The 27000-nt window shown below is 57.6% G+C and carries 29 protein-coding genes; 14 read left to right on the forward strand and 15 right to left on the reverse strand.

What is annotated here, in order from left to right:
- Positions 1 to 281 precede the first annotated feature (281 nt).
- The 3 genes from HSW_RS11340 (at position 282) to HSW_RS11350 (ending at position 1610) form a co-directional block, all read left to right on the forward strand.
- Positions 282 to 644, forward strand: a complete 363-nt coding sequence (locus HSW_RS11340; RefSeq protein ID WP_044002017.1) for a hypothetical protein — start codon at positions 282 to 284, stop codon at positions 642 to 644.
- Between the two features lie 51 nt (positions 645 to 695).
- On the forward strand, positions 696 to 1067 hold the full coding sequence (locus HSW_RS11345; protein ID WP_044002018.1) for a hypothetical protein: 372 nt from the start codon (positions 696 to 698) through the stop codon (positions 1065 to 1067).
- A 234-nt stretch (positions 1068 to 1301) separates the two neighbouring features.
- Entirely contained in the window at positions 1302 to 1610 is a 309-nt protein-coding gene (locus HSW_RS11350) for a hypothetical protein (RefSeq protein ID WP_155832936.1), read from the forward strand.
- A gap of 98 nt (positions 1611 to 1708) precedes the next feature.
- Here HSW_RS11350 and HSW_RS11355 read toward each other — a convergent pair whose 3' ends face one another.
- The 5 genes from HSW_RS11355 to HSW_RS11375 all read right to left on the reverse strand — a co-directional run bounded on the left by HSW_RS11355 (position 1709) and on the right by HSW_RS11375 (position 7851).
- Positions 1709 to 2998, reverse strand: a complete 1290-nt coding sequence (locus HSW_RS11355) for a citrate synthase (protein WP_044002020.1) — start codon at positions 2996 to 2998, stop codon at positions 1709 to 1711.
- A gap of 230 nt (positions 2999 to 3228) precedes the next feature.
- Positions 3229 to 4620, reverse strand: coding sequence for a tRNA uridine-5-carboxymethylaminomethyl(34) synthesis GTPase MnmE (mnmE, locus tag HSW_RS11360; protein ID WP_044002021.1), 1392 nt, complete (start codon positions 4618 to 4620; stop codon positions 3229 to 3231).
- Positions 4621 to 4780: 160 nt separating this feature from the next.
- Positions 4781 to 5440 (reverse strand): metal-dependent transcriptional regulator, encoded by a 660-nt coding sequence (locus HSW_RS11365; protein WP_044002022.1) that lies wholly within the window; start codon positions 5438 to 5440, stop codon positions 4781 to 4783.
- 113 nt (positions 5441 to 5553) lie between these two features.
- Entirely contained in the window at positions 5554 to 6567 is a 1014-nt protein-coding gene (locus tag HSW_RS11370) for a 3-oxoacyl-ACP synthase III family protein (protein ID WP_044002023.1), read from the reverse strand.
- A gap of 99 nt (positions 6568 to 6666) precedes the next feature.
- The gene (locus tag HSW_RS11375; protein ID WP_044002024.1) at positions 6667 to 7851 is read right to left on the reverse strand and encodes a glycosyltransferase; all 1185 of its coding nucleotides are present in this window, start codon (positions 7849 to 7851) and stop codon (positions 6667 to 6669) included.
- Between the two features lie 139 nt (positions 7852 to 7990).
- Here HSW_RS11375 and HSW_RS11380 point away from each other — a divergent pair, with 139 nt between their 5' ends.
- Both HSW_RS11380 and HSW_RS11385 read left to right on the forward strand, forming a co-directional pair.
- Entirely contained in the window at positions 7991 to 8815 is an 825-nt protein-coding gene (locus tag HSW_RS11380; protein ID WP_044002025.1) for a 2,3,4,5-tetrahydropyridine-2,6-dicarboxylate N-succinyltransferase, read from the forward strand.
- Positions 8816 to 9085: 270 nt separating this feature from the next.
- Entirely contained in the window at positions 9086 to 9892 is an 807-nt protein-coding gene (locus HSW_RS11385) for a hypothetical protein (RefSeq protein WP_044002026.1), read from the forward strand.
- Between the two features lie 89 nt (positions 9893 to 9981).
- Here HSW_RS11385 and msrA read toward each other — a convergent pair whose 3' ends face one another.
- Together msrA and HSW_RS11395 are read right to left on the reverse strand one after the other, a co-directional pair.
- Positions 9982 to 10512, reverse strand: a complete 531-nt coding sequence (gene msrA, locus HSW_RS11390; RefSeq protein WP_044002027.1) for a peptide-methionine (S)-S-oxide reductase MsrA — start codon at positions 10510 to 10512, stop codon at positions 9982 to 9984.
- A 142-nt stretch (positions 10513 to 10654) separates the two neighbouring features.
- Entirely contained in the window at positions 10655 to 11542 is an 888-nt protein-coding gene (locus tag HSW_RS11395) for a 3-hydroxyacyl-CoA dehydrogenase family protein (protein WP_044002028.1), read from the reverse strand.
- A 342-nt stretch (positions 11543 to 11884) separates the two neighbouring features.
- Between HSW_RS11395 and HSW_RS24270 the strand changes: the two genes are divergently transcribed.
- Entirely contained in the window at positions 11885 to 12055 is a 171-nt protein-coding gene (locus tag HSW_RS24270; RefSeq protein ID WP_155832937.1) for a lmo0937 family membrane protein, read from the forward strand.
- A gap of 103 nt (positions 12056 to 12158) precedes the next feature.
- Here HSW_RS24270 and HSW_RS11400 read toward each other — a convergent pair whose 3' ends face one another.
- Entirely contained in the window at positions 12159 to 12929 is a 771-nt protein-coding gene (locus HSW_RS11400; RefSeq protein ID WP_155832938.1) for a hypothetical protein, read from the reverse strand.
- 19 nt (positions 12930 to 12948) lie between these two features.
- On the reverse strand, positions 12949 to 14571 hold the full coding sequence (locus HSW_RS11405) for an ABC-F family ATP-binding cassette domain-containing protein (RefSeq protein ID WP_044002030.1): 1623 nt from the start codon (positions 14569 to 14571) through the stop codon (positions 12949 to 12951).
- Between the two features lie 298 nt (positions 14572 to 14869).
- Here HSW_RS11405 and HSW_RS11410 point away from each other — a divergent pair, with 298 nt between their 5' ends.
- Positions 14870 to 15343 (forward strand): DUF4199 domain-containing protein, encoded by a 474-nt coding sequence (locus HSW_RS11410; RefSeq protein WP_044002031.1) that lies wholly within the window; start codon positions 14870 to 14872, stop codon positions 15341 to 15343.
- A gap of 276 nt (positions 15344 to 15619) precedes the next feature.
- Positions 15620 to 16024: a hypothetical protein gene (locus HSW_RS11415; RefSeq protein WP_155832939.1), complete on the forward strand. Its 405-nt coding sequence runs from the start codon at positions 15620 to 15622 to the stop codon at positions 16022 to 16024.
- Between the two features lie 135 nt (positions 16025 to 16159).
- Here the strand turns inward: HSW_RS11415 and HSW_RS11420 are convergent, their stop codons facing one another.
- Positions 16160 to 16519, reverse strand: coding sequence for a hypothetical protein (locus HSW_RS11420; RefSeq protein ID WP_044002033.1), 360 nt, complete (start codon positions 16517 to 16519; stop codon positions 16160 to 16162).
- Between the two features lie 165 nt (positions 16520 to 16684).
- On the opposite strand from HSW_RS11420, the gene HSW_RS11425 reads away from it, so the two are divergent.
- Positions 16685 to 17506: a murein L,D-transpeptidase catalytic domain family protein gene (locus tag HSW_RS11425; RefSeq protein ID WP_052346366.1), complete on the forward strand. Its 822-nt coding sequence runs from the start codon at positions 16685 to 16687 to the stop codon at positions 17504 to 17506.
- A 78-nt stretch (positions 17507 to 17584) separates the two neighbouring features.
- Here HSW_RS11425 and HSW_RS11430 read toward each other — a convergent pair whose 3' ends face one another.
- Positions 17585 to 17779 carry a hypothetical protein gene (locus HSW_RS11430; RefSeq protein WP_044002034.1) on the reverse strand — a complete coding sequence of 65 codons (195 nt, stop codon included), beginning with the start codon at positions 17777 to 17779 and terminating at the stop codon, positions 17585 to 17587.
- Positions 17780 to 17972: 193 nt separating this feature from the next.
- Here HSW_RS11430 and HSW_RS11435 point away from each other — a divergent pair, with 193 nt between their 5' ends.
- Both HSW_RS11435 and HSW_RS11440 read left to right on the forward strand, forming a co-directional pair.
- Positions 17973 to 18782 carry a M48 family metallopeptidase gene (locus tag HSW_RS11435; RefSeq protein WP_044002035.1) on the forward strand — a complete coding sequence of 270 codons (810 nt, stop codon included), beginning with the start codon at positions 17973 to 17975 and terminating at the stop codon, positions 18780 to 18782.
- A 102-nt stretch (positions 18783 to 18884) separates the two neighbouring features.
- Positions 18885 to 19796: a diacylglycerol/lipid kinase family protein gene (locus tag HSW_RS11440; protein WP_044002036.1), complete on the forward strand. Its 912-nt coding sequence runs from the start codon at positions 18885 to 18887 to the stop codon at positions 19794 to 19796.
- Here HSW_RS11440 and HSW_RS11445 read toward each other — a convergent pair.
- Positions 19793 to 21016: a metallophosphoesterase gene (locus tag HSW_RS11445; RefSeq protein ID WP_052346367.1), complete on the reverse strand. Its 1224-nt coding sequence runs from the start codon at positions 21014 to 21016 to the stop codon at positions 19793 to 19795. The genes HSW_RS11440 and HSW_RS11445 overlap by 4 nt on opposite strands.
- 85 nt (positions 21017 to 21101) lie before the next feature.
- Positions 21102 to 21734: an LON peptidase substrate-binding domain-containing protein gene (locus tag HSW_RS11450; RefSeq protein WP_044002037.1), complete on the reverse strand. Its 633-nt coding sequence runs from the start codon at positions 21732 to 21734 to the stop codon at positions 21102 to 21104.
- A gap of 257 nt (positions 21735 to 21991) precedes the next feature.
- Between HSW_RS11450 and mtgA the strand changes: the two genes are divergently transcribed.
- Both mtgA and HSW_RS11460 read left to right on the forward strand, forming a co-directional pair.
- Positions 21992 to 22717, forward strand: a complete 726-nt coding sequence (mtgA, locus tag HSW_RS11455) for a monofunctional biosynthetic peptidoglycan transglycosylase (RefSeq protein ID WP_044002038.1) — start codon at positions 21992 to 21994, stop codon at positions 22715 to 22717.
- A gap of 96 nt (positions 22718 to 22813) precedes the next feature.
- Positions 22814 to 23266 carry a YybH family protein gene (locus HSW_RS11460; protein ID WP_044002039.1) on the forward strand — a complete coding sequence of 151 codons (453 nt, stop codon included), beginning with the start codon at positions 22814 to 22816 and terminating at the stop codon, positions 23264 to 23266.
- An 80-nt stretch (positions 23267 to 23346) separates the two neighbouring features.
- Here HSW_RS11460 and HSW_RS11465 read toward each other — a convergent pair whose 3' ends face one another.
- Both HSW_RS11465 and HSW_RS11470 read right to left on the reverse strand, forming a co-directional pair.
- The gene (locus HSW_RS11465; RefSeq protein ID WP_052346368.1) at positions 23347 to 24528 is read right to left on the reverse strand and encodes an App1 family protein; all 1182 of its coding nucleotides are present in this window, start codon (positions 24526 to 24528) and stop codon (positions 23347 to 23349) included.
- A 170-nt stretch (positions 24529 to 24698) separates the two neighbouring features.
- On the reverse strand, positions 24699 to 25508 hold the full coding sequence (locus HSW_RS11470) for a M48 family metalloprotease (protein WP_044002040.1): 810 nt from the start codon (positions 25506 to 25508) through the stop codon (positions 24699 to 24701).
- A gap of 311 nt (positions 25509 to 25819) precedes the next feature.
- Here HSW_RS11470 and HSW_RS11480 point away from each other — a divergent pair, with 311 nt between their 5' ends.
- Positions 25820 to 26941: a DNA topoisomerase IB gene (locus HSW_RS11480; protein WP_044002042.1), complete on the forward strand. Its 1122-nt coding sequence runs from the start codon at positions 25820 to 25822 to the stop codon at positions 26939 to 26941.
- Positions 26942 to 27000 lie beyond the last annotated feature (59 nt).

Here is a 27000-nt window from a genome sequence, read left to right on the forward strand (position 1 = left end):
TGCTAAGCAGCCGGACTTTTTTTGTTTGTATTTAGCCTTTGTCGTTGCACTCCTAAAAGACTGATAATGAGGAACGAAATAGGAGCTGGGAAAAGTATTTGATTAGAATAATTATAAAATTTATTTGTATTATTAAATTATAGTGTTCATATTTGGTCATGCCTACCTCCCCTACCGGGTTAGGGCAGTAGGTCTGAGTATGGTTTGTCAACCCATTCAGACCCCAAGCATTCCTTCGTAAACACATCATTTCCACACTTACACCTTTCACTCCTTATCTCATGAAAAAGACTACTCTTTTCGCTTGCCTGCTGCTGGGAGTACAGAGCATGGCATTGGCTGGTTCAGAAGGCGACGGCAATACCAGCATCCACGCCCGGGCCACTGCTCTCACGCGTTCCATTTCGGAGAAAGCCCGTCTGGATGAAGGACAGTACCTGCGCGTAAAGCAGCTCAACGTACGGATGCTGGCTGAAATAGAAGACTTGAAAACCCGCTTTGCCGCCGACCAAAGTATCCTGGATCAGCGTCTTGCCGATGCGCAGGGCCGCTACGAATCTGACCTCACTGCGCTGCTCCGGCCAGCCCAGTTGGCACTATTCCAGCAGAGCCGCGCCAGCATGACGGCCCTGGGGCAGCACTAGAATCCTTAGTCGTTGTTGGAATTTCCTCCCTTGTTCCTTTTTTCAGACCCTATGAAAAAGCTCACAGTACCCTTGTTGCTGGCTGTGTTAGCCTTCACATCGCACCGGCTGCTGGCGGCTCCCGGCCCCGGTAACCGCGACCTGCAGGCCCGCGCTACCGCCATGGCCCGTTCCCTGTCGCAGCAGGTGCGCCTGAATGAAGGCCAGTACGTGCAAGTACGCGCCCTGAACCTGCGGCTGCTGCAGGAAACACTTTCGGCTAAGGCCTTATTCGTACACGACGCGGAACTGCAAACCCGTGCCGTAGCCGATGCACAGCTGCAGTACGAGATGGAGCTGTCGTCTCTATTACAGCCAAACCAACTGGCCCTTTACCAACAGAATCGGGCCAGCATGACGGCACTAGGTGCAACGCCTTACTAGTAGCGGCCAGAAAGGCCTGTCTACTTCCGTAGGCAGGCTTTTTCAGGTCTATTACAAACTTGCTTAAATATATTTAAAGTAAATATTGGTTATGTTATAACAAACGAATATATTCATTCTATTGCTAGCGAACTACTTACTCTTTCTGGTTTCACTTTCCTCCAACTCACCACCGTTATGAAAAAAGTATTCTCCGTTCTCGCTTTTGTCGCTGTAGTAACTGTTAGCCAGTCTGTGCAAGCATCTCCCGCTGACGGTGGCAGCAAGGTATCAACCCGCGCCACCGAGATGACGCGCCGCATGGCCGAGCGTACCCGTTTGAGCGAAGGACAGTATGTGAAAGTCCGGACGCTGCACATACGCCTACTCACCGAAACGGCAGAGTTGCGCAAGCAATTCGCTGCCGATGCTGAGGCAACCGATAAAGCCCTGGCCGACGTGCAAATGCGCTACGAGTGGGACCTAGCTGCCATTCTGGGACCTAAGAAAATGGTAGCTTACGAAGAAATGAAAACGAACTTCACCGCCGCTAATATCCACTGATTTACTGCAGGTTACAGAATGTAACCTGCAGTAGCAGTAGAAACGAAAAAAGCCCGCTGAAGCGGGCTTTTTTGCTGTACTAAGGTAACGTGCAGAACTTACGAACGAGCCGTAATGCTCACGTAGTCGCGCTCAGTTTCGCCGGTATAGATCTGGCGCGGACGGCCGATAGGCTCCTTGTTCTCGCGCATCTCTTTCCACTGGGCAATCCAGCCGGGCAGGCGGCCCAAAGCAAACATCACCGTGAACATTTCGGTAGGGATACCGATGGCGCGGTAGATGATGCCGGAATAGAAGTCTACATTAGGGTACAGCTTCCGCTCGATGAAGTACTCATCGGTGAGGGCAGCCTGCTCCAGTTCCTGGGCAATCTTCAGCAGCGGGTCGTCAATGCCAAGAGCAGCTAGTACGTCGTCGGCCGCTTTCTTGATGATTTTGGCACGTGGGTCGAAGTTCTTGTATACGCGGTGACCGAAGCCCATCAGACGGAACGAATCGTTTTTGTCCTTGGCCTTGGCAATGAACTTGCTAGTGTCGCCGCCGTCTTTCTGAATAGCCTGTAGCATCTCCAGCACTTCTTGGTTGGCGCCGCCGTGCAGCGGACCCCAGAGGGCGTTGATACCAGCCGAAACAGAGCCGTAGAGCGAAGCATTGGCCGAACCCACGAGGCGCACGGTGGAGGTAGAGCAGTTCTGCTCGTGGTCGGCGTGCAGGATGAGCAGCTTGTTGAGGGCACTCACGATGCGCGGGTCGATTTCATACTTCTCCGTGGGGAAGCTGAACATCATGTACAAGAAGTTCGAGCAGTAGTCGAGGTCATTGCGCGGATAGTTCAGCGGGTGACCCATGTTGTTCTTGTACGTCCAGGCCGCAATAGTTGAAATCTTGGCCATGAGACGAATCACGTTCAGGTCGATTTCTTCCTTGCTCAGGTCGGGCGATACGCTCTCGGGATAGAAGGCCGTGAGCGAGCAGATGAGGCTGCTGAGGATGGCCATGGGGTGGGCTGCCGACGGGAAGCCGTCGAAAATCTTGCGCACGTCCTCGTGCACCAGCGTGTGCTTGGTAATCTGGTGGCTGAAGTTGTCGAGCTCAGCCTGGGTGGGCAGCTTGCCGTAAATCAGCAGGTAGGCTACTTCAATGAACGAAGACTGTTCGGCCAGCTGCTCAATCGGATAACCGCGGTAGCGCAGGATACCTTCTTCGCCGTCGAGGAACGTGATGGCGCTCTTGGTAGCACCCGTGTTCTTGTAGCCCGAATCGAGGGTTACGTAGCCCGTCTGGTCGCGCAGCTTGCCAATGTCAAAGGCTTTTTCGTGCTCGGTGCCTTCAATGACGGGGAGAGAGATGGATTTCCCGTCGAGGATCAGTTCAGCAGATTCTGCCATAAGGTTGGGTTGATGGGTGGGGTTATAAGGCGAAACTAAAGAATTGCCGGTGAGCCGGAAACCCCGTCTGTATTTGACGCCTATACTACAATCCGACCGCAGTGGTTGTTTGAGATGGGGAAAGCGCAAAGAAACGGCCCCCTGTTTGAAAATGCGGCATGCAGCGTAAGGTTTTTCCAGGCGAAGCAGCATTTTTTGTTCCGGCAACGTTGCCGATTCATGCCAGCAGCTTACTTCCCGATGCAGAACTGGGTGAAAATGCTGGTCAGCAGGTCGTCGTTGCTGATTTCACCGGTTATCTGGCCCAGGGCCGCCAGGGCGTGGCGCAGGTCAGCGGCCAGGAGCTCGGTGCCCGCGCCGGTGCTCAGGCCCATCAGTACGGCATCAAGGTGCTGATTGGCCTGCTCCAGGCTTTGGGCGTGGCGCAGATTGGTCACGATGGTACTGGAGCCCGTACGGTCAAGGCCATCGAGGCGGACACGGGCCAGCAACTCCTGCCGCAGCTCATCCAGCCCGTCGCCCCGGGACGCAGCAATAAGCACGGTGCCGGGACGCGTCAGGAAGGCTTCCTGGTCGGTATCCGGAGCGACGTCCAGCTTGTTGCCTACGGCCAGTACACCCACGCCCGCCGGTAGTTTCAGTGCCTCAATCTCCGCTTTAAGATCAGCGGGGGTAGTAGTCGTTATATCAAACAGATATACTACCAATGCTGCCTGCTGCACACGCTTTAAGGTGCGCTCCACGCCGATGGATTCTACCACGTCGGTTGTGTCGCGCAGGCCGGCCGTATCCACAAACCGGAACCGGATGCCTTCAATGCTGACTTCATCCTCAATCAGGTCGCGGGTAGTGCCGGCCACGTCCGAGACAATAGCGCGCTCCTCGTTGAGCAGAGCGTTGAGTAGGGTGCTTTTGCCGGCATTGGGGCGGCCAGCAATAACCGTAGTCACGCCGTTCTTGATAACGTTACCCAATTCAAAGGAACGGAGCAGGCGGCGCACCAACTGCTGTACTTCCTGCAGGAGCTGCACTAAGCCGGTGCGGTCGGCAAACTCCACGTCCTCTTCGCCAAAGTCCAGTTCCAATTCCAGCAGGGCCGCAAACTGTACCAGCCGGCCGCGCAGGTCCTTCAACTCCTGGGAAAAGCCCCCGCGCATCTGACGCATGGCTACCTGGTGCGAAAGGGCCGAGTCGGCGGCAATCAGATCGGCCACGGCTTCGGCCTGGGCCAAGTCGAAGGCTCCGTGCAGGAATGCACGCTTGGTGAACTCGCCGGCCTCCGCCAGGCGGGCGCCGTGGCGCAACAGCAGCGTCAGGACTTCCTGCACGATGTAATCGGAGCCGTGGGTGCTGATTTCCACTACGTCCTCACGGGTGTAGGAGTGTGGCCCCCGAAACAACGATACGACGACTTCATCCAGAATCCGCGCCCCGTCGCGGATGGTCCCTACATGTAGTGTGTGGCTGGGCTGGTCGCGCAGGCGCTTTCCGGCAAATACCACATCGGTCAGCAAAATAGCCTGCGGCCCTGACAGTCGAAGCAGGGCAATAGCGCCGGCCCCGGGCGGCGTTGACAGGGCAACAATGGTATCGGAAAGCGAGGGAGGTAAGCCTATGGCCATAACACAGCAGGATGAGTTCAGCCGCAAAGGTACGTGCCTGCTTGCCAGTGTTCATGCTGTTACTGATGCTCACCTGAAGGCAACCGGGATTCGTGCAGATAGCTTGGTGTACCGAGGCCGCGGAACAGTAATTCCTCACCGAGTACGGGGTGTACAGGGCTCAATCCGTGACCAGCAGGTTACGGCTTACTTCGGCTGAGACTAAGTATTTAACTTCGTTGTTGATTTTGATTTCTAGGGAATTATCGAATGTTATCTTATCTACTACTTCAATCTGTGTGCCGAGGTTGACGCCCACTTTATCGAGGTATTGCAGGAAGGGAGCCGAGGTATTCTTGACGGCTATAACCCGGCCGTGTTCACCGGGGCGCAGGTCGGAAAGCAGGCGGTGCTGGGGGCGGTGCAGCACGCCATCGGCCGTCGGAATCGGGTCGCCGTGGGGGTCAAGCTGCGGGAAGCCCAGAAACTCATCGAGGCGGCGCACCAGCAGGTCGGAGTCGATGTGCTCCATCTGTTCGGCGACGTCGTGTACTTCATCCCAGTTGAACCCCAGGTGCTGGACCAGAAAAACCTCCCACAGCCGGTGTTTCCGAATAGTAAGCAGGGCCAGCCGGCGGCCTTCCTGCGTGAGCGTCACGCCCCGGTAACGCGTGTAATGCAGCAGCTCTTTTTCCCCGAGGCGGCGCAGCATATCCGTCACCGAAGCGGGCCGCGTCCGTAGCTCCTCCGCCACGCTGTTGGTGCTGACTTCGGTGCCGGGTTGCGCTTCTGCCAGCTTGTAGATGGCTTTCAGGTAATTCTCCTCGGTGTAGCTGGGCATTCGGTTGCATTAAGAATTATGAATTAAGAAGTAAAAATCGAGGTGACCAACGCGGATGATAAAGTCCGGTCAGCCACCTCATTTTTACTTCTCAATTTTTAATTGACCAGAACCTACCAGCGGATCAGGGCGGAGGCCCAGGTGAACCCGGAGCCGAAGGCGGCCAGACACACCAGGTCGCCGCGCTTGATGCGGCCTTCCTGCACGGCTTCGCTCAGGGCAATGGGCACCGAGGCGGCTGTAGTGTTGCCGTAGCGCTGAATGTTGCTGAACACCTTGTCATCGGAGAGGCCCATTTTCTGCTGCACGAACTGCGTGATGCGCAGGTTGGCCTGGTGCGGGATGAGCATATCGATATCCTTTGACTCGTAACCATTGGCATCGAGGGCCTCCCGGATAACCTGCGGAAAGCGCACCACGGCGTGCTTGAACACGTTCTGGCCGTTCATGTACGGGTACATTTCCAGCTCGTTGGCCATTACGTACTCCAGGCGGTTGTTGCGGTTCGAGCCGGGTTCCCGCACAATAAGCTCCTCGGCGTGCTCGCCTTGGGAGTGGAGGTGGGTGCTCAGAATGCCATGGCCCTCGCGGGTGCTGGGGCGCAATACCACCGCGCCGGCTCCATCACCGAAAATAACTGACACGGCCCGGCCCCGGGTGCTGATGTCGAGGCCCGAGGAGTGAATTTCGGAGCCCACCACCAGCACGGTATCGTACATGCCGGTTTTGATGAACTGGTCGGCCATGCTCAGCGCGTACACGAAGCCGGAGCACTGGTTGCGCACATCAAAAGCCGGAATGGGGGCCGTGATACCCAACTCACGCTGCAGCAGCACACCGGAACCGGGGAAGAAGTAGTCGGGCGACAAGGTGGCAAACACAATCAGCTGCACGTCATCGGGCGTGAGGCCGGCCATTTCCAGGGCCTTGCGGGCCGCGTTGGCCCCCATGTTGGCCGTGGTGTCTTTTCCTTCCTCAAACCAGCGCCGCTCCCGAATGCCGGTACGTTCCTGGATCCACTCGTCGGTGGTGTCAATCAGTTGGGTCAGGTCGGCATTCGTGACCACGCGCTCAGGCACGTAGTGACCAACACCGGCAATTTCAGAGAGTCGGAGAGAGTTGTTCATCAGTAGGGGGGATTTGCGGAGCAGGGCAGTCGGAAATAAGCACGCCGAAGGTAGAAAAATTCGGCACCAGCTCCGTAAACGGCCCGCAAAGGTCGGTAGTTACCGGATAGAATCCATCAGCCAGTGCAATTTTTCAGCTTCCGACTGCCAGAAGACTCCGGCGGGTGGGCCGGCCGGGTAGTATACGCGGCTTTGCAGCAGTCGGGCCAGTTCTTCAGCGGGCGGATAAGCGGGCTGCTGGAAGTCGAACCCAAAACCGGCTTCCGCTTCCTCCGCCAAATCGGACCAGAGCGGATTGGGCGGCAGCACCAGCGGTAGCGCGTGGGCTAGGTACTCGAACAGCTTGGTAGGAAGGCAACGGGCCGTGCTGGGGTGCGGCCGGTAGGGCAGCAGCCCCAGGTGGCTCCGGCGGATTTCAGCCACTACCTGCGCGTGCGGCACCAGGGCCACCCCACCCACCAGCGTCACGGCCTCACTGGCGGCAGCCACTGCTGCCTCCAGGCGCGGCAGTAGCCCCGGTTGCTGGCAGCTGCCAATGATGGTCAGGTGAGCCAGCGGCCACACCTGCCGCATATGCTGCACAAACCGGATAGCCTCCCACACGCCATTCAGCTCCGAAATAGTACCCGTGTACACTATCCGCAACGGCTCGGTAACCGGCGGCAGCCGGCGCGGGAACGGGGTGGGGTGCTCGTCGTAGAGCTGGTATTTGTTTTCGATTAGCAGGGTGAGCCCACGGCGGTTTCCGGTCGGTGGCAGATTCGTTGCAGACAGTTGGGCAAAGGGCAGTTCTTCCGCATAGCTTCTTTCGGCCAGCAGCACGGCGGTGGCCCGGGCACTGGCCAGGGTTTCGAGGTGCCGCACTAAGCTGGCCAGCAGGTTACGGGCCCAGGCCGGGTACACAGCCTGCGTCCGGATGTTGAGGGCGTAATTTTCCCGTACATCGTACATAAACCGCCGTCCCGGCCCTAGCAGTTGCCACAGTACCGTGAGAGGGAGCAGTTCGGGCGCATGTACGAATACGACAGCGGGCCGGAGCTGCCGGAGCAACCGCCAGTAGCGGAACTGCGCCCACACGCGGCCCAGGCTCAGGCGGGAGCCGTGCAGCAGAGTATGCGTGTGCAGGTTGGCGGGCAGGCTGGGTGGAAGTGGGGCCAAGCGGCCTGCTACGTGTACCTGGGTGCCCGGCCTTCCGGCCAGCGTGCGTCCAAACTTGCCCAGCATCCGCGTGTCATCGAGGGGCTTAAGGACAGAGGCCAGCAAAATGGTGACGGGACGCGGCATATTGGGTGCGAAGATGGTACTTTTGGCCCGCTTGCGGTATGGGTTGGTTATGAGTTTTCAGTTATCATAACAAGCAACAACTCGTAACCAACACCCAATAACCGGCAACCAACAACTGGCAACACACAACCCCTTTAGCATGTCTGAACTGCAAAACCTGATTGAAGCCGCCTGGGCCGACCGGAGCCTGCTCCAGCAAGCCGCCACCACTGAGGCCATCCAGCACGTAATTGAAGAGCTCGATAAAGGCCGCCTGCGCGTGGCCCAGCCCGCCACTGACCGGGAAGGCGGCTGGCTGGTAAACGACTGGGTGAAGAAGGCGGTTATCCTGTACTTCCCCATTCGCCAGATGGAAACCATTGAGGTAGGACCGTTTGAATTCCGGGACAAAATGCGGCTCAAAACCAACTACGAGCAGCAGGGCGTGCGCGTGGTTCCCCCAGCCGTGGCCCGCTACGGTGCCTATCTGGCCCCCGGCGTTATTCTGATGCCGAGCTATGTTAACATCGGGGCCTGGGTAGGTGAGGGTACGATGGTGGACACCTGGGCTACTGTGGGCTCCTGCGCCCAGATTGGGGCGGGCGTGCACCTGAGCGGGGGTGTAGGCATTGGCGGCGTACTGGAGCCGGTGCAGGCTGCGCCGGTTATCATCGAAGACGGAGCCTTCGTGGGTTCGCGCAGCATTCTGGTGGAAGGCTGCTTCGTGGGCAAAGAAGCCGTCATCGGGGCAGGTGTGACCATCACGGGCAGCACCAAAATCATTGACGTGACGGGCCCCGAGCCAGTGGAGTACAAAGGCACGGTGCCGGCTCGCTCGGTGGTGATTCCGGGTTCCTACACCAAGCACTTCCCGGCCGGCGACTACCAGGTGCCCTGCGCGCTCATCATCGGGCAGCGCAAGCCCAGCACCGACCTCAAAACTTCACTCAACGACGCGTTGCGCGAGCACAACGTAGCCGTATAAAGCATGCATTCTGGATAGAGCCTCTGGTTTATATGAAGTAGGTGAGCCAGCTTCCAGGTAAGTAAACGTCCGGCTGACTGCCTACAGTCGGCCGGACGTTTTTTGTGGGAAAAGGCCGCCGGCATCGGTAGCCGAGCCGCGCAGCCAGGCCAACCGAATCCGTGAAATCCGAAAAATCCGTTCAAATCCGTGATTAACTGCTTAACATTGTAGAGCCGCGCCCGCCACCGGTTGGTCCTGGGCCGGACGTCTATTCTTTCTCTTTGCTTGATGAGTACCCTGAAACCAGTTGTATCGGCCGCTCAGGCCCGCGACGAAGTGCGCGACTACATAGCCCAGGAACTGGGCGTTGAACCCGATACCATCCAGACCCGCGTGGCCTTCAACCGGGAATTGCCTTGGGTGGATGCCCGCATGCACCACTGCTTCCTGGTGGAGTGGGCCGATGCTACCGGCCGCGACGGTGTGGCCCTAGCCGGCCCCTACACTCACAATTTCTTCGAGTTTACCCGGGCCGATGCCTATCAGCTGGGCGCCCAGAACGCGTGGCGGCAGCAGCTCATCAACCTGTACGCCGGCTGCGAGCTGGTGGTGCAGGCTCGCCTCACGCAGGCTTTTACCGATACGCCCGACCCCACGCGCTTGGCCATCATCAAGCAAACCCTGGAAGAGCGCACCAACTGGCGCATCGGCGTAAACGTGTCGTTGCGCGAGTTCCTGCGCTTTGGGGTAGATGAGTACTATATTTTCAACGGCAGCTGGGTCTGGAACCCGCACTACCGCTACTCGCACCTAAAAGGCTTTATCCCGTACGGGGAGAAAACCCTGATGGAACTGCCCAAAGGGGACTTTCTACCGGTCAAGAACTTCTCGCCCTTCGAGGCCATTCCGCCGCTGGGTGAAGATGGCGCGTATCCGGGTGAGTTGGTAAGTTTCATCATCGTGAAGAACAACCAGATCCTCGAAACCCGGGCCCTCGACCTCTACGCCCGTACCCTGATGAACCAGGTGGCACTGTTCTATGCCCTCGGCCGGGAGCATGGCCCCTTCAAGATTGATCTGCCGGAACAGGGATAAGAAGAAGTAAAAAGATAAAAAATCAACGCGCGGACGTAGCCCCTGAAATCGGCTTGCGTCCGCGCGTTGACTTTTATCTGCCTCCCAGGCTACACTTTCAGCTTGTCACCAAATACAGCTTTCACCTTATCTACTTTGCTTTTTACCACAAACTGGCAGTAGGGCTGAGAACCGTTGAGGTTGTAGTAATTCTGATGGTATGCTTCAGCGGGGTAAAACGCGGCCAGGGGCAAAATTTCGGTGGTAATAGGGCCGCTGAAGGCGTTGGCCTCAGTGAGCTTCTGCTTATAGGCTTCGGCTGTGTGCTGCTGCTCCGCGTTGTGGGCGTAAATGCCTGAGCGGTACTGGGTGCCGGCATCGTTGCCTTGTCGGTTGAGGGTAGTAGGGTCGTGGGTTTTCCAGAATACCTCCAGCAGCTCCTCGTAGCTGATAACGGCCGGGTCATAGGTAATCTGAATAACCTCGTTGTGGCCCGTCAGACCGCTGCACACCTCCTTATACGTGGGGTTGGCGATGCGCCCGCCGGTATAGCCCGATACTACTTTTTCTACGCCTTTCAGATTCTGAAATACGGCTTCGGTGCACCAGAAGCAGCCGCCGCCAAATGTTGCTTGTTCCATTAAAATACGAGTCAGATGTCAGAGTCAAAAACTGAATCTATATAAGCGTATTTAGGGCCCGAAGGTTTCATCAGAATCCAACGGCAAACGCCCTTGCCGGTTTACCGGCAAAGGCGTTAGAAGTATAGAACAGACCCGGAGCTTACTTGCGAAACCGCTCGGCCAGCACCAGCTCTTTGGTGCCGTGGGCCCAGGAATAGAACCCTTCGCCGGACTTCACGCCCAGGCGGCCCGCCGTTACCATATTCACCAGTAGCGGACAAGGAGCGTATTTGGGGTTGCCCAAACCGTCGTGCAACACGCGCAGAATGGCCAGGCACACATCTAGGCCAATGAAATCGGCCAGTTGCAGGGGGCCCATGGGGTGGGCCATGCCCAGCTTCATCACCGTGTCAATTTCCTCTACACCGGCCACGCCCTCAAACAGGCTGTAAATGGCCTCGTTGATCATAGGCATCAGAATGCGGTTGGCCACAAAGCCGGGGTAGTCGTTCACCTCGGTGGGCGTTTTGCCCAGCTGGCGCGACAAATCCATTACGCGCTGCGTCACCTCATCGGAAGTGGCATAGCCCCGGATTACCTCCACCAGCTTCATCACCGGTACCGGGTTCATGAAGTGCATCCCGATTACCTGAGCGGGCCGCTTCGTGACGGCCGCAATGCGGGTAATGGAAATGGACGACGTATTGGAGGCCAGAATGGCTGCTGTCGGTGCGTGCTGGTCCAGCTCCCGGAAGATGCTAAGCTTGAGGTCCACGTTTTCCGTGGCGGCTTCTACCACCAGGTCCGCAGTACGCACCCCTTCAGCCAGACTGGTAAAGCTGGTCAGGCGCTCCAAAGTAGCCGCTTTGTCATCGGCCGTAAGGCCACCTTTGGCCACCTGACGGTCCAGGTTCTTGCCTATGGTAGCCAAGCCCTTGTCGAGAGACGCCGGATTAGTATCGATGAGGGCCACAGAGAAACCATGCTGGGCAAAAACGTGAGCAATGCCATTGCCCATGGTGCCCGCGCCAATTACGGCAACGTTCATAGTAAAAAGAGTTGGGTGGGGTGGGAATGGGCCGGAGCCCGGGAAAACTGCTGCAAAGCTAAGCCGAAAAAGGCGGCGTCCTCAATTCTAAAATGCTAGGATATTCCCAGGGCACACATAGATTTTTTTTAATGCAAAATCGATGATTTGAGCCCTGAAAAGCCATTTTCCTCATAACACCTAGTCCTACGGCAAAAAAAATATGAAGCCTTTATAAACCTTTTGGCTGAAAGGGCGCGTACAAAACCGCAGAATGGCTTCCGCCGCTGAAATCACCCACAACACGGCGGAAACCAACAAAACCCCACTCTCCCTTTTTTCACTAAACTCTCTCCTCCAATCATGGGCAATCTACTGTACATCATCGCCGTCATTCTGATCATCATCTGGGCCCTGGGCTTCTTCGGTGTAATGGGCGCGGGTATTGCCGGTAACGGCCTGATTCACATTCTGCTGGTTATTGCCATTATTGCTATCCTGCTGCGTGTTATCCGCGGTGGTCGGGTAGTATAACTGGCCTCGATTTCCACTTTGGTAGGTGGAATTCACCCTGTTCGAAAAACGCAAAAGCCCCGCTCAGCAATGAGCGGGGCTTTTTGTTGTACCAGCGGCAACTTTATTTCAGATCAAACAGGAAGCTGAAGCGGATAACCGGCTGCCCATAAATGTCCTCAAAACCGTCGTTGAAGTTGTAGAGCACCACAATATCGGCGGCGGCCCGGTCGCTGAAGCGGGTGCGGTAGCCGGCCCCGGCCAGAGGCGTGCGCACATTGAGCTTGCGCTTGAAAAGCTGGCCGGTATTGATATCCTGATAAAGGACTTCCGCTTGGGTTACTTCGTATTCGGCGTGCAGAAAAAACTCTTTGTAAGCAATGAATTGGGCGAAGCCTTTCACCCCAAAGCTACTGGTTTTGATGCCATCGGTCCCGCGCAGGGAGTAGCTGTTGTAGGCGTAGGAAATGCCCGGTCCGGCCGCAAACCGCTCTGTAAACCGGTACCCGATGGCCGGAGCTAGGCTGGCACTGAACTGACTGAACCCATACAGACTACTGAAGCCCAGGCCGAAATTGGTGTACAGGAAATACTTCCGCAAGGGCGGGGGCGGCGGGGCTACACCGGGCCGCTGCGGCAAATCCATGCCCGAGGGCCGGCTGGGGTCGAAGGGCTGGTTGGAGGCCGGCACGTTCGGGTCGGGGGCCACGGGAGCCGTAGGCGCTGGCTGGTACACGGGAGCCGGCTGCCGGGGTGTGGGCACGCTGCCGGGCGGGGCCGTGTTCAGCTGGGGCTTGCTGGTGCGGGTGGTATCGGTGGTTTGGGCTGAAACGGTAGGGGCCAGCCCAACCAGGCCGGCCCCACCCATCAGCATCAGGAACAAGAGTCGTTTCATAATGCCTGTAAGAACGTAATTACGATACCAATTGGTACATGCGCTGGCGCTGGGTCCGAATGTTTTCGTCGGCCAGGTATTCCTCGTAGCTCATGCGCCGGTCAATGATGCCCGTGGGCGTCAGCTCGATGATACGGTTGGCTACCGACTGAATCACCTGCAAGTCGTGAGAAGCAAACAGCAGCGTACCGTTGAACTCGCGCAGGGAGTTATCCAAAGCCGTAATGCTTTCCAGATCCAGGTGGTTCGTCGGGTCGTCGAGCACGAGCACGTTGCCGCCTTCCATCATCATTTTGGAAAGCATGCAGCGCACTTTCTCGCCCCCGCTCAGTACATTCGACTTCTTCTGCGACTCCTCGCCTGAGAAGAGCATGCGGCCCAAAAAGCCCCGGATGAACGATTCATCCTTCTCGGTGCTGTACTGGCGCAGCCAGTCCACCAAGTTCAGGTTGGTATCGAAGAACTCGGTGTTTTCCTTGGGGAAGTAGCTGGGCGTGATGGTAGTGCCCCACTTAAAGTCGCCGGTTTCAGCCTTGACCTGCTCAAATAGCACGTCGAACAGGAGGGAAGCGGCCCGGTCGTCGCGGCCGATGATGGCCACTTTATCCTTCTTATCCAGCGCGAAGGAGACATTGCGGAAAACCACCTGACCGTCTACCGATTTGCTCAGGTTGTCTACCGTCAGCAGCTGGTTGCCGGCTTCGCGCTCGGGCTTGAAGGCAATGTAGGGGTATTTGCGCGAGCTAGGCTTAATCTCCTCCAAGGTGAGTTTCTGGAGCAGCTTCTGGCGCGAAGTAGCCTGCTTGGACTTGGACGCGTTGGCCGAGAAGCGGCGCACGAATTCTTCCAGTTCCTTACGCTTGTCCTCAGTCTTCTTGTTAATATCCTGGCGCTGGCGCAAAGCCAGCTGCGACGACTCGTACCAGAACGAGTAGTTGCCGGGGTACATGGTGATTTTTGAGAAATCGAGGTCAGCCATATAGTTACACACTGCGTCAAGGAAGTGACGGTCGTGGCTGACCACAATTACCGTATTCTGGAACGAGTCGAGGAAGTTCTCCAGCCACAGCACAGTTTCGGCGTCGAGGCCGTTGGTGGGTTCGTCGAGCAGCAGCACGTCGGGGTTACCGAACAGGGCCTGAGCCAGGAGCACGCGCACCTTGTCGGAGGTACCCAGGTCGGCCATCAGGGTGTGGTGCTTATCTTCCCCGATGCCGAGGCCGGAAAGCAGCTCGGCAGCTTCGTACTCGGCATTCCAGCCTTCCAGGTCGGCAAACTCGCCTTCCAGCTCGGCGGCCCGCTCGCCGTCAGCGTCCGAGAAGTCGGCCTTGGCGTAGAGGGCATCTTTTTCCTCCATCACCTTCCACAGGCGCGTGTGGCCCATAATTACGGTCTGGAGCACGGGGAAGGCATCGGCCGCAAACTGGTCCTGCTTCAGTACCGAGAGGCGGGCCCCCTTAGGCATATCCACCGAGCCGGTGTTTGGCTCAATCTCGCCCGAGAGAATCTTCAGAAACGTGGACTTACCCGCGCCATTGGCCCCGATGAGGCCATACACGTTGCCGGGCATGAACTTGATGGTAACGTCTTCAAACAATACGCGCTTGCCGTAGCGCAGGCTTACGTTGGAGGTGCTGATCATAGGTGAAGTAAGGCGGAAAAATCCCGAAATGGCCGGCAAAGAGCGTGTCCGCTGATTCCCGGCCCGCAAAAGTACGTAAAATGCCTCGGCCCCCCGGATTTGCAGCCGACAGAATCGGCCACGGACGAAAAAAAAGCCTGGAATGTACAACCGGTTGCCACTCAGGGCTGTATAGATAAGAGCAGGTTGCTGTCGGAGGTAGCACGGGTAGGCCGGTGTTGTAACATGAATACTCCCACCGGTAGTTCCGGAACAGCAGCTTGCTGGGTATCCCTTCCACCTTTTAACAGTTCAACTCATGGCAACCACTCAACTTACGCCCGAAACCAACGGTGTCCGCTATGGCCTGTTTACAGCCGGCGGCATGGTCCTGTACTTTCTTATTGCGTCCCTGTTCGGCTTGTCCGAGCGGATCGAGCTCAGCTTTCTGAATGGCGTAATTCTGGCGGTGGGCATCTGCCTGGCCATTGCGCAGTACAAACGGTTCCGGCACGGCCGAATGCCCTATTTGCACGGTTTTGCCACCGGTATCATCACAGCTATTGTTGCCTCGGTAGTCTTTAGCCTCTTCTTTATTCTGTACGCCGGAGTGCTGAACCGGCATATTATGGATGGTATCCGAGCGCAGGATCTGTTTGGGTTTGACCTTTCAGTGACCATTGCCTTCTTGGCCATCATTCTGCAGGGTGCCATGTCGGGCATGATTATCTCGCTGATAGCCATGCAGTACTACAAAAGCCCCGACCATAAGCCAATGACTGGGCTTGAGTAAGCACGTTCAGCCTGATAACCGCTGCTACCAGCCGGCCCCAAAGGCCGGCTGGTATGCGTAAAGAGAAAGAGAAGAACACGAATGGGAGAATATTTACGTTAATTATTTCAATAAATAATTGTCTTTTTTTGCTTAAAATAATTGTGATTGTACTTTAAACCACGTATTTTTGGATATAAATACTAGGGAAGGAGTGGAATTTTTTACGATGCAGCTTGGTTGGTTGCCCACTACATACCTATGCTCTCAAACCTGCCCGCTTTCCACCGTTTTCCCATGAAAGCTCTTGTCCTAACCTGTTTACTGGCTGCATTTGGCACTGCCGCGCATGCCCAGATGAAAGACCGATACGCCGAGCGTCCTGGCACTTCGGAGCCCTCTACCACTCAGGTAGAGGACCTAACACGTTCCATGAGCCAGCAGTTGCAACTAAACGAAGCCCAGTTTATCCAGTTGCGAGCCGTTAACAAGATCAAGCTGGCCCGTACTGAAGAAATTCAGTGGCAATACCACGATAATCCCTTGGAGCGCACCGCCAAACTGGCGGAGCTGGAGTCGCAGTATGAAACAGAGTGTGGCCGCATTCTAACTCCCTCGCAGCTAAGCCTGTTTCACAACGAGCAGCACCGAGATGTTATGCCTGCTCAGCCAACCAACTCTACTGATGGCGGGCTTGGGTAAGGCAGTTTAAAGCAGTTCGCCTTAGTAAAAACGGCCGTTTCTCTGCCAAGAGAAGCGGCCGTTGCTGTATTAAGTGTACAGAGAAGTTCGGGCAGTGTAAAAGGTTATTAATGATGTATGTTGAAATAGTTATATTTAATCAAATTTGATTACTGGTAGGATAATTTCCGTAATGGTGCCGGTTGCTCCACTTCGCAGGAGCATTCTGTTGCTGCCGGAGCGCGGGTGGCCAGGGGCGCAATGCATACCAGGGGCCACGTAGTAGATGTATACTTTGTCGCTCTGCTCACCGAGCTCCTCTTCGTCGGGGTGGCCTAGCAACGCGGTAATATCATTGATCCGGGAGCCGTAGAGGGCATTGCGGTGCTTTTCCAGAATAGGTAGCAACTGGCGGCGCTGATTCTGGCAGCCGTAGGAGTCGGCGCGCCAGGTGGCTGCATTAAAGCCCGGAAGCGCAGGCAGGTCGTGGCCGCAGCTAGTGCAAGCCAAGGTCATCAGTCCCCAAAAAGCAGCACGAGGTAAAAGCGTGGGAACAGTTTTTCTGGTCAAGTGGTTGAGCATCGCAAGGTTAATTGACGCGAAAGTACTATTTTTGGCTAGCCCAAAGCCCAGCCGCTTCGCAAGCTACTTCCATTTTCTTCGCCCCGACTACTTTAGCCGATGACGAATCTGCCGACTTTCACCGCCGGTCTTTTCCTGACGTGTTTTTCCTGGTTTGCGCCAGCTAGTGCCGCGCCTGTTGCTGCCTTTGCAAGCCCGGTAGTGGAGGAAGCTCCAGCCGCCGCCGGGCTGAGTGCTACCGCTCGTATGGCCTACACAGCGGCTTTTGAACAACACGTGGCCCTGACGTATGTTCGGGCTGGCCTGACTGCCGCCGGCGTACCGCTGGATGTATACCGGAAAGCCCTAGTGGGGTTTTACAACTTACAGCAGCAAGGCACCATCAGCAGCACTTGTCACACCATTACCATTGTTGATTTCAGCCGCTCTAGCACCCGGGAACGGCTGTGGGTGGTAGATCTGGCGCAGGGCAGGCTGTTGCACCACACACTAGTAGCGCACGGCAAAAACACCGGTGAAGAATACGCCCAAACGTTTTCGAACCGGGAAGGCTCCGAGATGAGCAGTCTGGGTTTTTACGTAACCGGCCAAACGTATCAGGGCAAGCACGGCCTTTCCCTGAAGCTGCATGGCGTAGATCAGGGCTATAATACGAACGCCCTGGGGCGGGCTGTGGTGGTACACGGTGCTGAATACGTAAGCCAGGAATTCATCCGGCAGCACGGGCGACTGGGGCGCAGCCAGGGCTGTCCGGCTTTGCCCGTGGCCCAGACGCCCGGTATCATTCGCTCCATCAAAGGTGGGACGGTGCTGTTTGCCAACGGCCCAGCCACCTCCGCCTACCGCTCCCAGCTTCTGCTCCTGGATTCTGCATTGCTGGCTTTTGCGCAGAGCAAAGGACTGGTAGCTCGCGCGAGCTAGCTTCGCCTACGTACCAACAGCAGCGGCCCGCCTCTCTGATTGAGAAGCGGGCCGCTGGCATTTCAGGCAGTGAGAAGGTTACGCCCGGTCACTGGTAGTCCGAACCAGGTTGATGCCGGCAAAAAAGAAAATCAAGCCTACCACAAACGGAACCAGCGAGTTCATCTTGCTGAGGCCCAGGCCGCCAATTTGCAGGAAACCCAACGCGGCTATGATGATACCGATAATACCCAGAACGGTCAGGATGCTGCCGAAAGTGCGTTTTTGATTCATAGGGAAAGGGGAGTTGCAGTGGGAAGAAAGGCCCTCCGGGGAGAGAATGGCCGGGATAGGGCCTGATACGTGTACCACTGGATTTTAGGTTTCAACAGGCCAGGCAACCCTACCGAAAGCTGCGCGTTACAAGGCGCAAAGGACGTTTCGTCCGGTTTTCGCACTTTCCCTACTCCCTTCCTTCCAATTAATCATGAGAGGCAACCTACGCTACATAATTGCCCTGGTAATGGCCGCCTTTGCGTTCATTCCCTATTACTGCAATACCCAGAAGAACGAAGTTACGGGCGAAGTCCAGCACGTAGATATGTCGGCTGACCAGGAAATTGCCCTGGGCTTGCAGGCCGCTCCCGAAATGGCCCAGCAATACGGCGGCATTCACCCCGACCAGAAAGCCGGAGCGGCCGTAGAGCGCATCGGCCAGGAAATTGTCCGGTCAACCAAAGCGGGCCAGTCGCCCTACAAATTCCAGTTTCACCTGCTGGCCGATGAAAACACCATTAATGCCTTTGCCTTACCCGGCGGGCAGGTGTTTATTACGGCTGGCTTGCTGAAAAACCTGAAAACCGAAGGGCAAGTGGCCGGCGTACTGGCCCACGAAATCGGCCACGTGGTGGGACGGCACTCGGCCGAGCAAATTGCCAAGTCGCGCCTCACCAGCGGCTTGACCGGAGCCGCTGCCATCGGCCTCTATGACCCCGAGCGGCCCGGTACCGCCGCCAGCGCCGCTGCTGCCGCTATGGTGGGCAAGCTGCTGACCCTGCGCTACGGCCGCGAGGATGAGCTGGAAGCCGACCGCTTGGCCGTGGACTTCACACCGGCTGCCGGCTACGACCCCCGCTCCATGATTCAGGTGATGGAAGTGCTGCAGCAGGCCAACCAGGGCAGTAGTCCGCCTGAGTTCCTGAGCACCCACCCCAACCCGGGCAACCGTATTGAGGAACTGCAGCAGGAAATCAATGCCGATTACCCGCAAGGTTTGCCGGCCAACCTGAAGCCCTAGTCCTGATGCAATTTTTTCCTGTTCCGGAGCCGGCCAAAAGCCGGCTCCGTTCGTTTAGGAAACCACCATCTTTGTACCGTCTACCGCGTATCTGTTCCTCGCATGCTTCCCACCTCCCCTGCGCAGCTTCGGCGGCTCCTGTTCGTGCTTAATCCTGTTTCCGGCGACATTGATAAGTCGGAGTTGGAAGGCTCCATTACTGCTTATTGCACCGAAAGAGGCCGGACGGCGGCATTTTTTCATACCGATGGGGAGGATGATCTGGCTCAGTTGCGCATGCACTTGCATGAGCATACCTACGACGCCGTATTTGCGGCCGGCGGTGATGGAACGGTAAGCCTGGTGGCAGAAGTAGTGAGCAACACGCATCTGCCGCTGGGGATTCTGCCCCTAGGGTCCGGCAACGGCCTGTCGAAAGACCTGGGCATCCCACAGGACCCAGCCGAGGCGCTACGTCTTACCTGGGACTATCAGGTACGCACGCTGGACACATTGCGTGTGGGCGGCAGGTTCTCGGCGCATCTGGCCGATATGGGTTTCAATGCCCTCATTGTGGAACGGTTCGATGCGGGCGACGTGCGCGGGCCGGGGGCCTATGTGCGTATTGCTACGCAGGAATACGCCGCTTACCAGCCCGCTACCTACCGCATTGAAACGGAGCAGGAAACATGGGAAGGCGTGGCATTTATGCTCACCATTGCCAATGCTAATACATTCGGCAGCAACGTTATCATCAACCCCGATAGTCAGCTGGATGATGGGAAGTTTGAAATCTGCCTGATTGCGCCGTTCCCGAATACGGCCGCCCCGGGGCTGCTGTACCGCCTGTACACCAGTGACTTTGACGCTTCAGACTACACGCGCCGGCTGTGCTGTAGCCAGGCCCGCATAAGCGTGCCAGGAGCTACGCAGGTGCTGGTGCAGATTGACGGCGAACCGTATCAGCTGCCCACGCCGGTGGAAGTGGAAATGTACCCGGCCAGCCTGCGGGTGCTGGTGCCTGCTACGGTTTAGCGGCTCAGCAACTGGCCCAGTTGCTGCGGCAGCGGCACTACTGGCGGCGTAGCGGGCGTGGCAGGCTGTAACCGTAGCCGAAACACTTCCGAGGTAGCGCCCGGCTCCAGCGTCCGGAGCCAGGTTTCCTGGCCGGTATAGAAATCGAGGCTAAAAAAACCGATGTGTTCGTGCACAAACGTGGCATTTCCGCCTTTCTGCACAAACGCAGTTTTACTACCCGCGCCACTCACCAAGTAATGCCCGCCGTACCGCTGAAAGTATTGCAGGTTGTGGTCGTGGCCGGCAGCGTAGATGATGTTTGGAAACTCATGCAGAACCCGCAGCAGCCGGCGGCGCATTTTACGGTAGCGGGGGTGGGCCATATCCTCTGCCGCTCCAAACAGCTTACGGTAGAGCGGTAGCAAAGACCCAATGAAAGGCAACGGTACGTAGGCCCGCTTATGTACCGTAGTGAGAGGGAATACGTGCTGTTTGGCTGTGAACTTTCCCCCGTGCAGCGCATTGGAGTACAGCGGATGATGCCCAGCTACCACCACGCGTTGATGCCGGTTGGCGGCCAGCAGCTGCCGGAGCTGCCGAAACGGTTCCTTGGTGTCGGCGGCGGGGCGAGGGCCGCGTTGCACCCACCACTGCGTATTCAGCACGATAAGCAGGATACCATCGGCTAGTTGCAGGGTGACCGGGCCCGGGGCTCCATTAGTTGGCAGATAATGGGCCGTGGGCAGATGCTCCCGCACATACGCCTCCTGCCGCCGCAGGTATTCCCAGCCATCTGGGCGGCCTTTGTTCCAGTCGTGGTTACCGCTAAGCAGCACTACGTGGCCCTGAAACTGGCGTAGCGTGGCCAATAAAGCATCAAAACGCGCCTCGGCGGCAGCCCGGCCCGGGTGTTCGGGGGCTGGCAGACCAGTGGGGTAAATATTGTCGCCTAGGATAATGACCGTGCCGGCCGCGCCGGTTTCCTGCTGCCACTCCGCCAGCCGGCTCAGGATGGGGTCGGAGCCGTTGGTGGCTACGGCACCCGGGTCGCCGAGCAGGGCTACGCGGTGCCGGGGCGCATCGGCGGGAAGCGGGTGCTGGGGCCAGTCGTTGTGAGCCGGGGCCACGTAGGGCCGGCGGCGGTAGCGCCGTTCCTCCGCAAACCGGCGCAGGAGCCACAGCGTTAGCGCAACAGCCGCAACTGCCAGTGTATACAGGAGCAGAGAAGTTACCGGCACAGGAAGAAGCGGAAGTCCATACTAGCTCTACGAAACAACGCCCGCTGTGGTGCAAACGGTGGATGCCTGCTGTCGGTAAACCAGCTCAGAAAGCTGGGGGCGTGAGGTTTTTGAAATGGCCGTTGAGGCGTACCCGCTCCTTCAGATGCTCCGTTTCCTGCAGCACCGGTAGTATATGTTCTAGGTGAGCCAACATCAGCTGCTGCCGCTCCAGCTCCGATGCGGCTTCCAGTAGCTCGTACTCCTGCTCGGTATTCAGCCCCAGGTGGTGCGCTACGTCGTAAGCCCGGAAGTTTTCCGGCAAATCCAGGAATAGCCGCCGCAGGTTCAGAATATCGTAGAGCTGCTCAATCAATTTTCGGGTTTGCTGGTGCAGGGCCAGGTCGGCGGTGGTATCATCGGGTAGCTCTTCCACGGTAGCCCCGGCGTAGAGCTTGCCCGGCAGCTCGTGAAAAAACTCCCGCACCCGAAACAGCCCTACGGCCCGCGTCCGGATATCCATTTCGCCCGAAGGATAGGTTTTTTCAATATTCAGCAGCCGCATTTCCGTGCCCAGCATGCTTACCCCGCCATTGATGTAGGGCGGAATGCCGAACGTGATGTTGTCCTGCAGACAATCATGCACCAACTGGCGGTAGCGGGGCTCAAAAATGTGCAGGTTGAGTTTCTCGCCGGGAAAAACCACCAGGTTAAGCGGAAAAAGAGCCAGTTGGCGCATTGGGTGGGGTAGAATGCAGAGTGGAAGCGTACTGTAGCTGACGGTTCAAGGTAAGGCTTTACCGCATTACCTCGATGAGTGGTCAACTCAAGGCAAACAAACATGTTTTTACTCCAGTGAGGCCACGGTGAGCAGCCGGACGGATAATAACCGACGAGAAACCAATAAGTGCTGAAACAGCCGCTATTTTTGTGCCGGGCTCTAAGTTGGGGCCGTGTTCAAGGCTAGGCAGCAATTTTGTGAAGGATTACAGGCAAATGGCCCGCCATGCGGGGCGACTCACGCTTCAGGTAGTAGTAGCGCTATTTCTGACCTCAGTGGCGTGGGTGCTGGTGTACCGTTGGGTGAGTCCACCCGCTACCTGGCTTATGCTGGAGCGGCGCGCCCATGCTCCCGTGGGGAAAGGCTACCACGGCATTCGGGAAGACGACCGGCACGTCCGTTACGCTTTCAAAACCCTGGAGGAAGTATCGCCCCAGCTACCGTTGGCCCTGGTGGCCGCCGAGGACCAACGGTTTCTGCTGCACCACGGCTTCGATGGCGACGCGCTGCTGAAGGCGGCTAAGTCTAACATGAGTGGTAAAAAGCAGCTACGCGGCGGCAGTACCATTTCGCAGCAGGTGGCAAAAAACGTGTTCCTGTGGCACGGCCGCAGCTACGTGCGCAAGGCCGCCGAAGCATATTTCACCCTGCTCATTGAGTTGCTCTGGAACAAGCGCCGCATTATGGAGATGTACCTGAACGTGGCCGAAATGGGCGACTGTATTTTTGGGGCCGAGGCCGCTTCGCAGCAATATTTTCACAAATCGGCCAGTAAGCTCACGCCTCAGGAGGCCGCGCTGCTGGCGGGCGTGTTGCCCAACCCATTGCGCTTTCGGGCCAGTAACCCCGGCCCCCAGGCCCGCCTCAAGCAGCGCCGGGTACTGCGCCGGATGCGCCAGCTACGCGGCTCGGTGTACGTGCGTGAGCTAATGAAGGAATAAGCCTGAACTGGCGCGCAGCCAAGTAAAAAGCCCACTTTCATCTGAAAGCGGGCTTTTTACTTGGCTGCGCGCTGAACTCTCGCGTCCTTTGATTTCATGAAACGCCTTTCTGCCTTCCTGTTATGCGTGGGGCTGCTGGCCAGCTGCGCCGCCACGCACCAGCTGACCACTGCCGATACCGCCTCCGCTCGGCGCGACATCCTGCAGGTACTCACCACCCAAACCGCCGCCTGGAACCGGGGCGACGTACCCGGCTACATGCAGGGCTACTGGCAGCATGACTCCCTAGTGTTCATCGGCAAAAGCGGCCTGACATATGGCTGGCAGCGTACCCTGGAGAATTACCGCCGCAGTTACCCCACACCCGCCGCAATGGGTCAGTTGACGTTTAGCAACCTCCGCATTCAACTCCTGGGCGCGGAAGCAGCGCAGGTTGTCGGCCGCTGGCATCTGGCTCGTCCGGTGGCCGGCGACCTGCAGGGGCATTTTCTACTGGTGTTGCGCCGCCTGAATGGCCACTGGGTGGTGGTAGCTGACCATTCGAGCTGAGCATAAGGGGTAGCGGAGTAAGTGTTTTATCAGCACTGCTTGTGCCGACAAAACGACTACTCCGCTACTCCGTTACTTCCTTATGCCATAACCGGCTGGCCGGTGCCTTCGCCATCAAGGCCGTCTTCTTCGGGGGCAGTTTCGTCTTTTTGTTTTTCCTGCTCCACCGCTGGCACGGCTGCCTGGAATACCAGGCCCACTCCGGCCGCGTGCTTGGCCGCCTGCACGGTGTCTTTCACCAGCAACATTTCCACCTTGTCGTTGCGCAGCTCCTCGCGCACCTGTTCAACCAAAGCAGCCCGTTCCGGCAGATTCACGTCGCGGATGTAGATGGCCAGCACTCGGCCGGGGTGGCGGCGCACTACTTCCCGGTAGATGTTGGCGTCTTCCTGGCCCGAGTCGCCGATGAGTACGAAAGGCAGTTTGGGATACGTGAGCAGCAGGTTGTCAATTTCTTTGAGCTTGTGGCCATGATGCTCGGAGGCCGAGCCGGCCTGCTTGCGTTTCAGGGCCATGTCGCGTAGCAGGAGCGGCCCAGGCGGAATATCGTTCAGCTCCAGGAAGTCCTCTAGTAGATCATATAGGTTCCAAGGCGAGCTGCTCACGTAGAAAAACGGGTTGTTGCGCTTCCCGTTGCGCCCCAGCTGTAACTGGCGGTAGAACTCGGCCACGCCTTTGAAGGGTAGGCGGGAGCGGGCATTGCGCAACAGCACGGTCCGGGCCATGCGTAGCAAATCGGTGGCTGAGGTCTGGATGACGGTATCGTCCAGGTCAGAAATGATGCCGTACTCCGCGTCGGGCGGCGGAATAAGGACCATGTTGCGAGTGCGCAGGCCGGCCGGCGTAGGGAAGGGGGCGGGCGACTGGCGCAGCAGCACTTCCACCGGATACCACAGAAAATCTACTGGCTCCGGCAGCACTTTGGGTTCCAGGTTTAGGGTATAGTACCCCTCCTCATCCGAAATGACCGGATGCTCGGAGCCGTCGGCGGGGTGTACGCTCAGCTGGGCCCCGCTGATTTCGTTGCTGTCGAAGCGCCGGTACATGTTCAGCAGATTGTGCCAGCGGGAGTCGTTGGGGTCGGCCTCACTGATGCCCTTGTCAGTGAGCAGACGGCCCTTGATGTAGAGCCGCTCGGGTGTGCCGTAGCTGCGGTAAGGTATCAGCTGCAACGGGTGCAGCAGGCCCAGGCGGGCACGGGTGCGGGTAAACGCCTCATCGGCCCGTTCGGCCCAGCCGTTGAGTTTGTCAAGTAAAGCCATAAAGCGTAAAGAAAGCGGGTTGGCGGAACTCTGCCTACGCAGCCCGCCCGCTTCGGTGTTGCACAGGGGCAGCAAAAGGCAGAGCCTCAGATGCAAAAAAAAGCTCCCGACGACGAATCGGAAGCTTTTTTCAGACAGCGCAAATACGTGCTGTATTCCTTTGAACCAGCCTATAGACTGCCTTTAAGCTCGTTGAAGTCAGCGCTGCCGGCCGTGCGGTTGCGGCAGTTCAGCTGGTCGGCTTTGGTCTGAATATTCTGGATGCGGGAGCCGGGGTCGGGGTGGGTGCTCAGGAATTCGGGCGGGCTCTGTTGGCCATCGTTTTGGGCCTTGATGAAGAAACCGGCCGCGCCGTCGCAGGCGTAGTAGTTGGTGCCGTTGAGGTACTCTACTGAGTACGCGTCGGCTTCATTCTCATAGTCGCGGCTGAATTTAAGCTGGCCCAGACCATTTGCTACTTCCACCAGCGTGTTCTGGTTGTCGCCCAGGATCAGACTCAGCAGTGTGCTGATACCGTACTGGGTTTGGAGCTGGCGGGAAGTGTGGCGCCGGTCGGCGTGGGCAATTTCGTGACCCAGTACGCCGGCCAGCTGGGTTTCGTTGTCGAGGTACTTAATCAGGCCTGAATACACGTAAATGTGGCCGCCGGGCGTGGCAAACGCATTCTGAGTGGCGTCGTCCCGGATGATTTTGACATCCCACGGAAACTCGTTGCGGTATTGCAGCTTGCCGCTATCCAGCACCCGACCAACGATGCGGCCCAGGGCCGCGTAAGCGCGGGGGTTACTGCCGGGTTCCAGCAGCTGACCCTTGGCCCGGAAGGTGGAATCGGTTTGGGCCGCGACCTGCTCACCCAGAGCTTTATCGTCTTCGATGGAGAACAGCAATACCCCGTCGCCGTCTTTGGAGCAGGAAGCAGCACCGCCAAGAGTAAGTGCAAGGCCGGCCAGCAGCCCGGTTTTTTGCAGAAGATTGCGCATCGTACGCCAGGATTTGAGGGTTGTGAAGAAAGGAGAGCAATGCCGGCCCCTAGAAAAAACAATGCCAGAGCCGGCGGCATCCTAACGGCAGCAGGCAAAGCAGTGTTGCACAGCCGGCGGACGGAAGCAGAGCAGGGCCGCTTAGGTAGCGGAGTATCAGCCAAAAAAAACCGCTGCCCGAGCTACCAGCCCAAGCCGAAAGCCGATAAAAAAACGGCCATGTAGCGGCCGGAGCACATAGCCTTCGGCCAGATTCCTGCGTACAGAAAGGCCATTTGGCATCCTTACCAGCCCTGTTTTTTTGCCCACCCATGACTACCGTAGCAGCTACTCCCCGCCCCAAAACCAAGAAAAAACGCCTGGCTCCGCTGGAGGAGGCGCACGAGCTCTATAAAGACCCGGCGCGCCAAGCCGAATTGGCCGGCCTGCGCTACCTCACCGATACCAAGCCCGGCCTCACCCGCCAAGCCACGAAAAGTGGCAGCTTCCGTTACGTATCGGCCAAGGGGGAGCCGGTGGAAGATGAAAAAACGCTGACCCGGATTCAGAGCTTTGTGATTCCGCCGGCCTGGACGGAGGTCTGGATTTCGCCCTCGGCCACCACGCACCTGCAGGTAACCGGCCGCGACGCCAAGGGCCGTAAGCAATACCTCTACCATCCGGCCTGGGACCAGGCCCGGGCCCTCACGAAGTTCAGCCGGCTGCGCGCCTTCGGAGAAAAGCTGGCCGACTTACGGCAGCAGATGGCCAAAGATCTGGCCCGCCCGCAGCTGGATAAGCGCAAGGTGGTGGCCCTGGTACTCACGCTCATGGATCAGTCATTCATCCGCATCGGCAACAGGGAATACGCCAAAAAGAACAAAACCTACGGCCTCACCACGCTGCGCGACAAGCATGTGGCCGTCAGCGGGGCGGACGTACGCTTTAGCTTTGTAGGCAAGAAGGGCGTACCGCACGACCTCACCATTCATGACCGGAAGCTGGCCCGGCTGGTGCAGAAGTGCAAGGAAATTCCCGGTCAGCACTTGTTCCAGTATTATGCCCCCGACGGCCACCGCCAGGAGCTGGAGTCGGGCGACGTGAACGAGTACCTGCACGAGGTAACGGGAATGAGCCTATCGGCCAAGGACTTCCGGACTTGGGGTGGCACCGTGAAAATGGTGGAATGCCTGGAGCGGGTACTGGATGAGGAGCCCGATTTTCCGAAGCCCAAAACCCTGAAGCGGGCTGTGAAGGAGGTTGCCGAAAATCTGGGCAATACACCCAGCGTCTGCTCCAAGTACTACATTCATCCGCAGGTAGTGGAGTTGTTCAACTCCGATAAGCTCATTGACTACCTGCGCCGCCACGACGCCGACCCTTCCGAAAATGACCAGCTAACCCCCACCGAGCACATGGTGCTGGAAATGCTGGCAGAGCTGGAAGGGAAGTAAAACCGAGCATCAGCAATTAAAAACCGGGTTGATCGACCTCACTACCTGCGACGTTAATC

It is taken from the genome of Hymenobacter swuensis DY53, from assembly GCF_000576555.1.
In the GTDB taxonomy this organism is placed as follows: domain Bacteria; phylum Bacteroidota; class Bacteroidia; order Cytophagales; family Hymenobacteraceae; genus Hymenobacter; species Hymenobacter swuensis.

Coding starts and splice junctions, on each gene's coding strand:
- HSW_RS11340 (WP_044002017.1), top strand. CDS start 282: ATGAAAAAGACTACTCTTTTCGCTTGCCTGCTGCTGGGAGTACAGAGC.
- HSW_RS11345 (WP_044002018.1), top strand. CDS start 696: ATGAAAAAGCTCACAGTACCCTTGTTGCTGGCTGTGTTAGCCTTCACA.
- HSW_RS11355 (WP_044002020.1), bottom strand. CDS start 2,998: ATGGCAGAATCTGCTGAACTGATCCTCGACGGGAAATCCATCTCTCTC.
- mnmE (WP_044002021.1), bottom strand. CDS start 4,620: ATGGCCATAGGCTTACCTCCCTCGCTTTCCGATACCATTGTTGCCCTG.
- HSW_RS11365 (WP_044002022.1), bottom strand. CDS start 5,440: ATGCCCAGCTACACCGAGGAGAATTACCTGAAAGCCATCTACAAGCTG.
- HSW_RS11370 (WP_044002023.1), bottom strand. CDS start 6,567: ATGAACAACTCTCTCCGACTCTCTGAAATTGCCGGTGTTGGTCACTAC.
- HSW_RS11375 (WP_044002024.1), bottom strand. CDS start 7,851: ATGCCGCGTCCCGTCACCATTTTGCTGGCCTCTGTCCTTAAGCCCCTC.
- HSW_RS11380 (WP_044002025.1), top strand. CDS start 7,991: ATGTCTGAACTGCAAAACCTGATTGAAGCCGCCTGGGCCGACCGGAGC.
- HSW_RS11385 (WP_044002026.1), top strand. CDS start 9,086: ATGAGTACCCTGAAACCAGTTGTATCGGCCGCTCAGGCCCGCGACGAA.
- msrA (WP_044002027.1), bottom strand. CDS start 10,512: ATGGAACAAGCAACATTTGGCGGCGGCTGCTTCTGGTGCACCGAAGCC.
- HSW_RS11395 (WP_044002028.1), bottom strand. CDS start 11,542: ATGAACGTTGCCGTAATTGGCGCGGGCACCATGGGCAATGGCATTGCT.
- HSW_RS24270 (WP_155832937.1), top strand. CDS start 11,885: ATGGGCAATCTACTGTACATCATCGCCGTCATTCTGATCATCATCTGG.
- HSW_RS11400 (WP_155832938.1), bottom strand. CDS start 12,929: ATGAAACGACTCTTGTTCCTGATGCTGATGGGTGGGGCCGGCCTGGTT.
- HSW_RS11405 (WP_044002030.1), bottom strand. CDS start 14,571: ATGATCAGCACCTCCAACGTAAGCCTGCGCTACGGCAAGCGCGTATTG.
- HSW_RS11410 (WP_044002031.1), top strand. CDS start 14,870: ATGGCAACCACTCAACTTACGCCCGAAACCAACGGTGTCCGCTATGGC.
- HSW_RS11415 (WP_155832939.1), top strand. CDS start 15,620: ATGAAAGCTCTTGTCCTAACCTGTTTACTGGCTGCATTTGGCACTGCC.
- HSW_RS11420 (WP_044002033.1), bottom strand. CDS start 16,519: ATGACCTTGGCTTGCACTAGCTGCGGCCACGACCTGCCTGCGCTTCCG.
- HSW_RS11425 (WP_052346366.1), top strand. CDS start 16,685: ATGACGAATCTGCCGACTTTCACCGCCGGTCTTTTCCTGACGTGTTTT.
- HSW_RS11430 (WP_044002034.1), bottom strand. CDS start 17,779: ATGAATCAAAAACGCACTTTCGGCAGCATCCTGACCGTTCTGGGTATT.
- HSW_RS11435 (WP_044002035.1), top strand. CDS start 17,973: ATGAGAGGCAACCTACGCTACATAATTGCCCTGGTAATGGCCGCCTTT.
- HSW_RS11440 (WP_044002036.1), top strand. CDS start 18,885: ATGCTTCCCACCTCCCCTGCGCAGCTTCGGCGGCTCCTGTTCGTGCTT.
- HSW_RS11450 (WP_044002037.1), bottom strand. CDS start 21,734: ATGCGCCAACTGGCTCTTTTTCCGCTTAACCTGGTGGTTTTTCCCGGC.
- mtgA (WP_044002038.1), top strand. CDS start 21,992: ATGGCCCGCCATGCGGGGCGACTCACGCTTCAGGTAGTAGTAGCGCTA.
- HSW_RS11460 (WP_044002039.1), top strand. CDS start 22,814: ATGAAACGCCTTTCTGCCTTCCTGTTATGCGTGGGGCTGCTGGCCAGC.
- HSW_RS11465 (WP_052346368.1), bottom strand. CDS start 24,528: ATGGCTTTACTTGACAAACTCAACGGCTGGGCCGAACGGGCCGATGAG.
- HSW_RS11470 (WP_044002040.1), bottom strand. CDS start 25,508: ATGCGCAATCTTCTGCAAAAAACCGGGCTGCTGGCCGGCCTTGCACTT.
- HSW_RS11480 (WP_044002042.1), top strand. CDS start 25,820: ATGACTACCGTAGCAGCTACTCCCCGCCCCAAAACCAAGAAAAAACGC.